Source organism: Halomonas faecis (assembly GCF_010993975.1).
GTDB classification, from domain to species: Bacteria; Pseudomonadota; Gammaproteobacteria; order Pseudomonadales; family Halomonadaceae; genus Halomonas; species Halomonas faecis.
The window spans coordinates 26,052-36,285 of sequence record NZ_JAACZO010000017.1 but is presented as its reverse complement, the minus strand read 5'-3'; the positions used below and the strand labels follow the sequence as shown (position 1 = coordinate 36,285).

The 10,234-nt window shown below is 61.3% G+C and carries 10 protein-coding genes; 8 read left to right on the top strand and 2 right to left on the bottom strand.

Annotated features, from left to right (window positions below; all coding sequences use genetic code 11):
- From GFD32_RS09730 to GFD32_RS09695, 8 genes are all read left to right on the top strand, one after another.
- On the top strand, positions 1-123 hold a 123-nt coding region (locus GFD32_RS09730), incomplete at its 5' end, for a transposase (RefSeq protein WP_163574721.1).
- A gap of 303 nt (positions 124-426) precedes the next feature.
- Positions 427-1,425: a hypothetical protein gene (locus tag GFD32_RS09725; protein ID WP_163576351.1), complete on the top strand. Its 999-nt coding sequence runs from the start codon at positions 427-429 to the stop codon at positions 1,423-1,425.
- Positions 1,426-1,870: 445 nt separating this feature from the next.
- Entirely contained in the window at positions 1,871-2,647 is a 777-nt protein-coding gene (locus GFD32_RS09720; protein ID WP_163576350.1) for a hypothetical protein, read from the top strand.
- Between the two features lie 36 nt (positions 2,648-2,683).
- Positions 2,684-3,130 (top strand): hypothetical protein, encoded by a 447-nt coding sequence (locus GFD32_RS09715; protein WP_163576349.1) that lies wholly within the window; start codon positions 2,684-2,686, stop codon positions 3,128-3,130.
- A 110-nt stretch (positions 3,131-3,240) separates the two neighbouring features.
- On the top strand, positions 3,241-3,954 hold the full coding sequence (locus tag GFD32_RS09710; protein WP_163576348.1) for an ABC transporter ATP-binding protein: 714 nt from the start codon (positions 3,241-3,243) through the stop codon (positions 3,952-3,954).
- A complete protein-coding gene (locus GFD32_RS09705; RefSeq protein WP_205599087.1) occupies positions 3,917-5,146 on the top strand; it encodes an ABC transporter permease in 1,230 nt (409 codons plus the stop codon). The genes GFD32_RS09710 and GFD32_RS09705 overlap by 38 nt, the downstream gene beginning before the upstream one ends.
- Complete coding sequence (locus tag GFD32_RS09700; RefSeq protein ID WP_205599085.1) at positions 5,136-6,632, top strand: TolC family protein; 1,497 nt, start codon at positions 5,136-5,138, stop codon at positions 6,630-6,632. The genes GFD32_RS09705 and GFD32_RS09700 overlap by 11 nt, the downstream gene beginning before the upstream one ends.
- Positions 6,622-7,872 (top strand): HlyD family secretion protein, encoded by a 1,251-nt coding sequence (locus GFD32_RS09695; protein WP_163576347.1) that lies wholly within the window; start codon positions 6,622-6,624, stop codon positions 7,870-7,872. The genes GFD32_RS09700 and GFD32_RS09695 overlap by 11 nt, the downstream gene beginning before the upstream one ends.
- A gap of 89 nt (positions 7,873-7,961) precedes the next feature.
- Here GFD32_RS09695 and GFD32_RS09690 read toward each other — a convergent pair whose 3' ends face one another.
- Both GFD32_RS09690 and GFD32_RS09685 read right to left on the bottom strand, forming a co-directional pair.
- Positions 7,962-9,428 carry an ATP-binding protein gene (locus GFD32_RS09690; RefSeq protein WP_163576346.1) on the bottom strand — a complete coding sequence of 489 codons (1,467 nt, stop codon included), beginning with the start codon at positions 9,426-9,428 and terminating at the stop codon, positions 7,962-7,964.
- The gene (locus tag GFD32_RS09685; RefSeq protein WP_163576355.1) at positions 9,428-10,150 is read right to left on the bottom strand and encodes a response regulator; all 723 of its coding nucleotides are present in this window, start codon (positions 10,148-10,150) and stop codon (positions 9,428-9,430) included. The genes GFD32_RS09690 and GFD32_RS09685 overlap by 1 nt, the downstream gene beginning before the upstream one ends.
- Positions 10,151-10,234 lie beyond the last annotated feature (84 nt).

Here is a 10,234-nt window from a genome sequence, read left to right as displayed (position 1 = left end):
ACCAGCGTGCTGGAGGGCATGAACAATCGGATCAAGGTCATCAAGCGGATGGCCTATGGGTACCGCGACATGGAGTACTTCTTTCTGAAGATCCGTGCCGCGTTTCCCGGCAAAGTGCGATGAACCATAACTTTATCGTCATTGACGACAAGTTTGAAGTGACTTATGAGCGTGTGGGCGGAACAGGGGGCTGTGAGTTCACTTCTCGGCTCTACATGGTGGAAGCAGGCTCATATTACGTTCCCGCTTACGAAAGCGGCTCCAGCAGAGTAGGAGGCGGCTCCGGTTGCATGGACCGGCTGAGTAACGAGCAATGGTCCGAGCCTTACCGATATACCGCAACCTTTACGGTCTACTGATCACTGACTGCCCGCGGTCCGGTAAATCCGAGGGCGCTATTCCTCAATATATAAGCGGAGAAAAGTCGTGAAAACATACTCTCATGCCTATGCCAGCAACCTCTTGAACGCTAATAATCATTATAATGAAAAGGTGCTAGGGCGCGGCACCATGAGCGGCCACTATATAAATAATGGAAACTATACTGGATTGCAAGCCGGCGACTCTCCTCTGCTAATGGGTTCATCCGGGATGGGCGGCAGCCTTTCCCTGGCGCGGAGTGACGAGAAAAGCACCGCGGTCAACCTCTCTTCTATGGCGATGGAGATGTCAAAGATCCTCTTGGAGGAGGAAAGCGTAGCAACCATCTCTCCTACCGCGTTCGACGCTTTTATAGAAAAAATGCATGAACAGCTCCAAGAAATGGTCGGGCAGGAAACGGGTAAGGTAGCTGAGATACTGCTGGAACGTCCGGACAGCTTCGACGAAAACCGGCTTTCTATCGCCGAGCAGGCGGCCAACCACCTGATGTCGAAATTTTATAATAGCGGCGAGCCGTTCCCCCAGGCATCTTCCGAAAACCCTTTTGCCGAACTGGATAGGCACTCGCTCTCCAAAATCGCCTTTGATGAATCTGGAGACTTTACCGCGGCAGAGCGCTATTTAGCGTTTCTGCAGATGACGGAAAACGACACTCACTTCAGAAACCGGGCAAGTGAATTGTACGACGAAACATATGCAGCGGAAGGTGACTATGGCGGTGCCTTCCTGGATCGCATGGCTAGGCAGGTCGACGCCAAATTGATCTCTGGCATGACGGAGGCGGAGAGAGCCTGGCGCGGTGTGTCGGCGGCTCCCGAAGAAAACAAGCTCGCTCAAGCGGTTAATGAGGATCTTCCTGAATTACCCGCCTACACGAATGGAGTAAAAGCATCGCTGGAGAGTTTCTTCGTCGTAATGGGCGATGAGGAAGGGGGTATGTTGCGCAGCATCGACATCAGAACAGTGCTTGACAACGAAGATGGTTTAAACCTGCTAGAGATGGCGCTGCGTAGCCTTGAGCAGAAAGACTCGGAAGAGCGTTAGTATCGCAGACGGTTTTCCGAATGCGTAGGGGGTTGTATAGGAATTAAATGAGCGCATCATAAAACCTCCTTCGGGGTGAACCGTGAAAAGGATCGCGAGCGCCCCCGTTTTCTCGCTTGTTGGAGATGATCCGGACCTTCAATGACAACAACAACAACAAGAAAGGGTGACGCCGAAAGGGATGGCATACCCCCCCCGAATTACGAGATGGATCGACAATAAAGGATCGCCAACGATACCGATCAGCGCCCCCGGGCCGCGCAATCCCCGGATCCATTCAGCCTTTTCGCAGTGCTGGACCGGCTCAAACCCCATGAGCCTGAAAGCCTGCATGGGAAATCACAGCTCCGGCACGCCCCCGAAAGCGTACATCCCTTGTAATACCAAGCTTACAAAAGCCCAGCCGACCGGGAGGCATGATTTCAAGCCAAGCAAGGAGGCCCTCATGACTAATACCATCGGTTCCCCGAATTCCTCGGTCGGCCAAGCCATTACAGGCAGCAACACCCGGGCCACGTCGGCCACCACCAAGGCCGAACATACCGACAGCTCATCGCCGGCATCCGGCTCGTCGCCGAAGTCGAGCCGGCTTTCCACCCTGGCCCAGCAGTTGAGTGACAGCGCCCTGCGCGCCGAAGCGCGTGACAGCACCCTGAGCCGCAAGGCATTGGGCGCCCGGGCTGAGGAACTGCTCGGCCAGATTCTCGGGCCGAACTACAAGGCCAACAAGGCACGCCACGACAGCGAAGTGCCCAATACCGACGATCCCGCCCTGCTGGCCCGCACCCAACAGGCCACCGACTTCGTCAACACCGCGAATAGCAGCCGCGAAACGCCCAACCCCTTTGCCGGCCTGTCTTACGACCAGCTATCGCTGATCGTCTATGACGACAGCGGCACCTATACCGTCAATGAGCGCCGTGCAGCTTATTACGAGGCGGCTGAACAAAGACAAGCATGGAAAAGGGAAGTAGTCGCAAAAGCCATGGCGGAATACAACCGCACCGGGAAAATGACCAACTTCTACACGGAAGTGCTGGCCCATTACAAATCGCTGCCCCCCATCGAGCAGGCCCAGCTTCCGGCCAATTACGAGATGGATCTACAACAGCGGATCGCCAACGATACCGATCAGCGCCCCCGGGCCGCGCAATCCCCGGACCCCTTCAGCCTTTTTGCAGTGCTGGACCGGCTCAAACCCCATGAGCCTGAAAGCAAGTAAGGGAAGTACCCTTCAATCGTCATAAGGAGATATGACATGCAAGCATCGAAAACCCTGGTTGCCGGACTGGCATTGATCGCAACGCTGGCGGCAGGCGCCGCCCATGCGGGGCCACCAGTGGATATCACTTTCAAGAACCAGGCATCGGACGAGGCGACCTACACCATCGTCAACTCGAATGAATCGAGCACCTATGCCAATGCATCGCCAAAGCCAGATTCAACGGTTAATGGAGGTGGCAGTGATAACTATACAGTACAAAGCCATATCAGCCCCGATGCCAACTATGCCACCGTGCGTTATCGCATCGGCAGAAAGGAGTGCCGCTTCAGCACCAGCTACGTCAAGATTTACAGCGGCGGCGTCATGATTCCGCAATGGAACAAGAGCGCGGATGGCAGCGGTGGCGCGGTATGTACCGCCAATATCACCTCGACCAACGTTTCGACCCATGCCTGGTCGGTCGAATTCACCATGAAATAAAGGTAAAAAGCGGCATAGTCTGCGGGAAACACCAATGGATTCGGCGTTTCCCGCAGTTCAGGAATTTCCACTTTTAATTGCCATGCATGGCTGAAATAGGGAAAAGCACGATGCGTGACACATCAGCCATGATCGCCTTGGAAGGCGTCAGCCATGGTTACCGAACGGGCGATCAACAGCTCCTCGTTTTGAAGCATGTCACGCTGGACATATGGCGAGGCCAGTCGTGCGTCATTCTGGGCGCCTCTGGGTCCGGCAAGAGTACGCTGCTCAATATTCTTGGCCTACTCGACCGCCCTGCATCCGGGCAGTTCCACTTTGCCGGTCGCGACATGCAACGTGCCAGCACGGACGAGCTGGCATCGATCCGTAACCAGGAAATCGGCTTCGTCTTCCAGTCCTTCAATCTGCTGCCACGCCTGACGGCCTTGGATAACGTCGCCTTGCCGCTCTCGTATCGCGGTGTATCGCGTCACGCAGCGCGTCAACATGCCATGGAACAGCTCCAAAGGGTTGGTTTGTCCGAGCGTGCCATGCATCGCCCGGCAGAGCTTTCCGGTGGACAGTGCCAGCGAGTGGCAATCGCGCGTGCCTTGATCGGCTCGCCCTCTCTCATCTTGGCTGACGAGCCCACCGGCAACCTCGACAACCGAACCGCCACCGATATCCTGAACCGGCTGCTCACCTTGAATCGCGAGCACGCCGCCACCCTGATCATGGTAACCCACGATACCACCCTGGCCAGACACTTCGACCGACAGTTAGAAATCCATCAGGGAGAAATGCATGAAGTCGTTGCCGCTGGGGACGACAAACATGCATGAAGCAAGTGCTCACATCACGCTTAGGCAGGTATTGGCCGAATCCATCGACAATCTGAACCTATCGGGACGGCGCTCGCTGTTGGCCCTGCTCGGCATCATGGTGGGCAGCGGCTCGATCATCGCACTGCTGACCATCGGCGGGAGCGCCGCCGAAGAGGCGATGCGCACCTTCAAGGATATGGGTACCGACACCCTGATCGTCAGTTTCCCCTATTCAGCGGATAATCGTCGGCCCTTGCCATCGACGTTCGATAGCCATGCGCTACGCAAGGCAGTACCGGGTATATCACGGCTTGCTCCCCTCACCTTGCATTCCACAAGAGTCGGCCACAACGGCCAAGAGGCCGACGCCGCTCTTGTCGGCACGACAGAGGACTTGTCCCGTACCATTGGCCTTCGACTGCACGAGGGACGCCACCTTTCCCATTTTGATCGGCGTGGGACCTTCGCGGTCGTTGGCGCCCGCGTCGCTGAAGACCTGGGATCGCAATACGCGCCGTTACGAGCCGACGACCTGATACGGATCGACAACTATCTGTTTCATGTCATCGGCATTGCCGAGAGTCTTCCCGGTAACCCACTGATTCCGATTACGGCGGATGAGTCGATACTCATTCCCCTCGAGGGGATGAGGCGCCTGCGCCCCTCCCCAGAGATCAGCAGCGTGATCGTCAAGGCAGATGACGCCGATTTGCCAACATTGGCCGAGTCGCTTCGCAGCCAGTTGGCCAAAGAGTTGAATGGCCGGGAGGTCGACGTGCAGATTCCCCAGCAGCTTCTCGATGGCTTGCAGCGGCAGGCCAACACCTTCACTTATCTGCTGGCGGGATTGGGCGGCATCTCGCTGCTGGTGGGTGGAGTGGGAGTGATGAATGTGATGCTGATGAGCGTGACCGAACGCAAGCGAGAGATCGGTATCCGTATGGCACTGGGGGCGCGGCGGCGCGACATACGCCGCCTGTTCCTGCTGGAAGCGGTCAATCTCTCACTGTTGGGCGCATGGCTCGGTGCGGCGTTGGGAGTGGCGGCAGCCTACGGCTTCATCCGCCTTTCCGGCTGGGAGTTCCACATGACGTGGGAGGCACTGCCGCTTGGCATGGGCGGCGCCCTGTTGGCAGGGATCTTCTTTGGGCTCTATCCCGCGGTCTCGGCTTCTCGCCTTCAGCCAGTGGAGGCGCTGCGTGCCGAGTGATCCACGACGTCTGCTGGCAACGGTGGCCTTGCTGATGACGCTGAGTGCTCCCACCAAGGCATGGATGGAGGAGATACTGCAGCCTTCGGCGCCGGTGATGAACGCGCCACCGGTGGTGGCCGAGCCGCCCGCTGGCGAGGTTATGGAGCTGACGCTGGCCAAGGCAGTGGCCCTGGGGCTGCAGGGTAATCGCACCATCCGCAGCGCCTACTTGCAGCGTATTTCCCAGCGCTTCGACCTGAAGGTGGCGGAGGAGCAGTTCGACCCGCAATTCAACGTGCAGGGCCGTTATATCGTCACCCAGCGCGACGATGACCGCGAACAGCTCAACGAAGTCTCGCCCACGGTGAGCATGGAAGGACCGCTGGGCACCCACTTTAGCCTCTCATGGATGGAAGCGCTCAACCGCAGCGGCGAGGTGGGCAGCCGCCATAGCCGCGGCGTCACCTTCACGGTGATCCAGCCACTGTTGCGCGATGCCGGGCGAGACGTTGCGACGGCGCCGCTGCGCCTGGCGAGGTTGAGCGAGCAGATGAACCAGTTGGAACTGCAATCCACGGTCTCACAGGTGGTGACACAGATCGTGCTCGCCTATCGGGAACTGCTGCGCGCCCAGGAGCAGGTGCGCATCGCCGGAGATGGGTTGGCACGTTCGCGGCAACTGGCCGAGGTGAACGAGGCCCTGATCGCCGCCGGGCAAATGGCGGAGTTCGACATCGTGCAGACCCAGGCCGACATGGCGAGCCGGGAGCTGGATGTAGAGGAGGCGATCAACCAGCGCGAATCGCGACGGCTGGAGTTGCTGCATCTGTTGGCCCTGGACCTTGCCACGCCGCTGCGGGCCAGCGAGCCGCTCACGGCCCAGCAGGTCAGCCTCGATGCCGAAGAGGCGCGGCGCATCGCCAAGGCGCATCAGCCGGAATACTTGACCCAGTTGATCGCCCGGGAGCAGGTGGAGACTCATGCGGCGGTGGCGCACAACCAGCGTTTGTGGGATATCTCCCTGGTGGGCGGTGCCAGCCAGTTGCAGGACCGTTTCGGCCGTAGTGAGTACCCCAGTGACCGGCGCTGGAACGCCTACGCTGGGGTGCAAGTGGAGATTCCCATCGGCAATGCCGGACTGCGACGGGACGAGGTGCAGGCACGGGTCAACATCTACGACCAGGCATTGCGCCTGGCGGAGACCGAGCAGACCCTGGCGCGGGACATCGACGATGCCGTGCGCAGCCTGGAAGCGCAGTGGCGTCAGTTCCAGCTTGCCCAGCGCGCTGCCGAGCTCTCGCAGCGTGCCCTGGAACTGGAGCGCGAGAAGCTCTCGGTGGGCCGCTCCAGCAACTTCCAGGTACTGAGCCAAGAGACGGAGCTACGCAACGCCCAGCATGCCCGGCTCAAGGCGCTGATTGCCTATCTCAACGCCCAGACCCAGCTCGACCTGCGGTTGGGCATGACCTTGGAGAGCTGGGACATTGCACTCAATGACGACTGACAAGCCCTGGCGGAAGGCGCATTGGCTGGTGCTGGCTGCGCTGCTTGCGCTGGCGGCCGTGTGGCTGTCGCGCCAGGACAGCGGGCAGCACACAGCGCAGGAAGAGACCGCTTGGTGGCCGGTAGAGCCAAAACCGCTGGCTCAACAGCTCGGGTTGGTGGGGCGGGTCGAGCCTGCCGAGCTGCGTACCCTGAGTGCACCCTTCGAAGGCGACGTACTGGAGTTGGCGGTAGCGGAGGGCAGCCGTGTGGAAGAAGGCGAAAACTTGCTGCGATTGGACACCTCCCAGCTCGACATACAACTGCGAGAGGCACTGGCGCAGCGCTTGCAGGCGCAGCGCGCGCTCAATGATCTGCAAGAGTGGGAGCACGGGCAAGAAGTCGCACGGGCGCGGCGTGCACTCTCCAGCGCACGGCTCAACCTCAACGACACCCAGCGGCGTTTGAGCGAGAGCCGCACCCTGCTGGAAAAGGGCATCGTGCCGCGTATGGAGGTGGATTCCCTGGAGCAGCAGGCCACCATGCAGCGGTTCGACCTGGAAGCCGCCGAGGCCGAGCTGGCTTCCACCCTCGCCCAGGGGCGTGGAGACAACCGGCGCATCGCCGAGATGGAGCTGGAGAACGCCGCCGCCCGTCATGAAGCCCTATTGGCACTGCACGAGCGACGAACGCTGCACGCGCCTTTTGCCGGAGTAGTGATGCTGCCACCCAGCCAGGGCGGCGAAGCGGAAAGAGAGCCGGTGCAGAACGGCGCTCGGGTAACCCGGGGCCAGCCGCTGTTCATCCTCGCCAGCACCGAGCGAATACGCATCGTCGCCCAGGCCGAAGAGGTGGACATCAATTGGCTTGAGCCCGGCCAACCGGTAACCATCACTGGCGATGCCTTCGCGGGCATCGAGCTGCAAGGCGAACTCTCTTCCATCGGCGTGCAGCGTGTGGAATCCCAAGGCTATGAAGCAGGAGCCAGCTATCCACTCATCGTCAGTGTGTCGCCGTTGACACCGGAACAGCAGCGCCACATTCGGCTCGGAATGAGCGCTCACTTGCGCGTCACCACCTACCGGAGCGACGCCGCCATGGTGGTGCCCCCGGAAGCGATCCGGCAAGACAAAAGCGGCACCTACGTCGAATACCGTGCCTTTTCACAAGCCGTGCCCCAGAGAATTGACATCGAAATCGGCCAAGCCACACCCAGCGGCATCGAGGTCTTCGGCCTGCCTCCGGGGCTGGTGGGATTGTGACTAAAGAAGCTCCTTGAGCACATTGACGGCTCGGCCCTCACAGCGCCGAGCGGAAGGGAAACTCTCATTGCCTGGAGGAATGGGCGCCCTCAGGAACGCGGAAAATCGAGGGTCGCCACCAACCCGCCCTGGGGATGGTTGGCGAGCGCGATGTCGCCGCCCATGGCGCGCGCGATGTGGCGGGCGATGCCGAGCCCCAGGCCGCTGCCACCGGTATGCCGGCTGCGCGAGGGCTCGAGACGCACGAAGGGCGAGAAGACCCGCTCGCGCTCCCCCGAGGGAATGCCCGGGCCATGATCGCGAATGACGATCGTCAACCGCTCGGGGCCATCGTCGAGCGTCACCTCGGCACGGCGGCCGTAGAACACGGCATTCTCCAGCAGGTTCGCCAGGCAGCGCTTGAACGCCAGCGGCTTGACGGGCAGCGGAGCGGCGTGCCCGGTGATCGTCACCTCTCCCTTCTGAAGCGCGAGTTCTTCGGCCAGCTCGTCCAGTACCGCTCGCGGGTCGACCTCTTCAACCGGCTCGTGCAGGTCGAGTCCCTTGACCGAAGCCAGCGCGCCCTTGACCAGCAGGTCGAGCTCATCGAGCGAGGCACAGAATCGCTCCCGCTGCCGAGGGTCATCGAGCATCTCGGCGCGCAGGCGCAGGCGCGTGATGGGCGTCTTCAAGTCGTGCGAGATGGCCGAGAAGAGGCGCTCACGCTCTTCCACCTGGTCGCGTATGCGCTCCTGCATGCGGTTGAAGGCCGCCGCGGTGGCAGCGACCTCACGCGGCCCCGTCTCGCGCAGCGGTGGGGCATCGAGATCGTCGCCGAGCTGCCGTGCCGCCCTGGCCAGCCGGCCCAAGGGCCGAGTGACGCTGCGGATGCCGAGCAAGGACAGCCCGAGCACGCTGAGCAGTACCATGAAGGCCGCCAGCAGTCGCTCGCCCGAGATCCAGCGGTTGTCGGCGAGCAGCTCGGGCACCGGCAATAGCGTCGCCACATAGAGCCAGGTATCGGGAGCGAGCTCCATCTGCACCACCAGGATCGGCGGCGAGAGCGGCTCCATCAGCAGGCTGTGCTGGCCCCAGCGCGGCGGCAGGTCGTGCAGCAGCACCTCGTTGTTGTACACGCGCAGCGTCTCGGGGCGCGAGAACTCCACCAGGACGTCGTCGATATTGAGCTCGTCGGTCAGAATCTCGCGGAAGTTGTCGACCACCAGCCGCTTCTCGGGACCGTCACCCATGTCCTCGACTGGAATGCGACGTTCGTTGACGCTGACGAAGAAACGCGTGCCGCCCATATTGCGCAGCTGGTCGAGCACGATATGGCGATATTCGAAGGGCAGCGAGCGGAAGAAATGCATGGTCGAGGCCACGCTGTAGGCCACGTTGCGTGACAACTCGTCGAGCTGCTCGAGTTGGCTCGAGCGTACCTGGGAGGACCAGATGGCATAGCTGGCGAGCTGGGCGGTGAGCACGCCGACGAGCATGATCAACACGAAGCGGCCGCGCAGGGTGCGCGGCAGATGTCGAGCCGCGCCTCGGCGCCACCTCAGCCAACGCGTTTTCATCACGTCACCGCATCGACCCGGGCGGTGAAGACATAGCCCACCCCACGTACGGTGCGAATCAACTGATGATGCTGGGACTCCTCCCCCAGACGCTGGCGAAGCCGACAGACATGCACGTCGATGGAGCGATCCAGCGGAGGCGCCGAGCGGCCGCGGGTCCGTTCATAGAGGGCCTCGCGCGTGAGCACCTGCTCGGGATGTTCGAGAAAGACCTGGAGCAGTTGGAAATCGGCGCCTGAAAGCGGCAGACGCACCCCCTCAGCATCGATCAGCTCGCGGGTCATGCGGTCGAGGCGCCAGTCACCGAACGCCACCAGACGGGCTTCGGCCGGCGTCTCGCCAGGGGCGCTATGGGTGCGGCGCAACACCGCCTTGATCCGAGCCAGCAGCTCGCGGGGATTGAAGGGCTTGCCCAGATAGTCGTCGGCCCCCAGTTCCAGCCCTAGGATGCGGTCGGTATCGTCGGCGCTGGCGGTGAGCATGATGATCGGCACCTCGCTGTCGCGGCGCACCTTGCGGCAAATGGTGAAGCCGTCATCGCCCGGCAGCATGATGTCGACGATCAGCAGGTCGGGGGGCTCGGTGGCGAGCAGCCGGTGCAGCGCTTCGGCATCCTCGGCGACCAGGGCGCGATAGCCATGGCGGCCGAGATAGTCGGCCAGCAGCTCGCGTATCTCGGGATCGTCATCGACGACGATCAGGGTAGCGGGAGTGGTTGTCATCATCGCCCTGTCGCTACGCACGATGTCGGCACCGCGCGTAGCGCGTTATCGCTGCGGGAAACCGATGATGAGCCCGGACCGGGA

What these genes read in the sequence shown, in the direction of transcription:
- GFD32_RS09695 (WP_163576347.1), top strand. Translation starts at nt 6,622, where the DNA reads ATGACGACTGACAAGCCCTGGCGGAAGGCGCATTGGCTGGTGCTGGCT.
- GFD32_RS09710 (WP_163576348.1), top strand. Translation starts at nt 3,241, where the DNA reads ATGCGTGACACATCAGCCATGATCGCCTTGGAAGGCGTCAGCCATGGT.
- GFD32_RS09690 (WP_163576346.1), bottom strand. Translation starts at nt 9,428, where the DNA reads ATGAAAACGCGTTGGCTGAGGTGGCGCCGAGGCGCGGCTCGACATCTG.
- GFD32_RS09720 (WP_163576350.1), top strand. Translation starts at nt 1,871, where the DNA reads ATGACTAATACCATCGGTTCCCCGAATTCCTCGGTCGGCCAAGCCATT.
- GFD32_RS09705 (WP_205599087.1), top strand. Translation starts at nt 3,917, where the DNA reads ATGAAGTCGTTGCCGCTGGGGACGACAAACATGCATGAAGCAAGTGCT.
- GFD32_RS09685 (WP_163576355.1), bottom strand. Translation starts at nt 10,150, where the DNA reads ATGACAACCACTCCCGCTACCCTGATCGTCGTCGATGACGATCCCGAG.
- GFD32_RS09715 (WP_163576349.1), top strand. Translation starts at nt 2,684, where the DNA reads ATGCAAGCATCGAAAACCCTGGTTGCCGGACTGGCATTGATCGCAACG.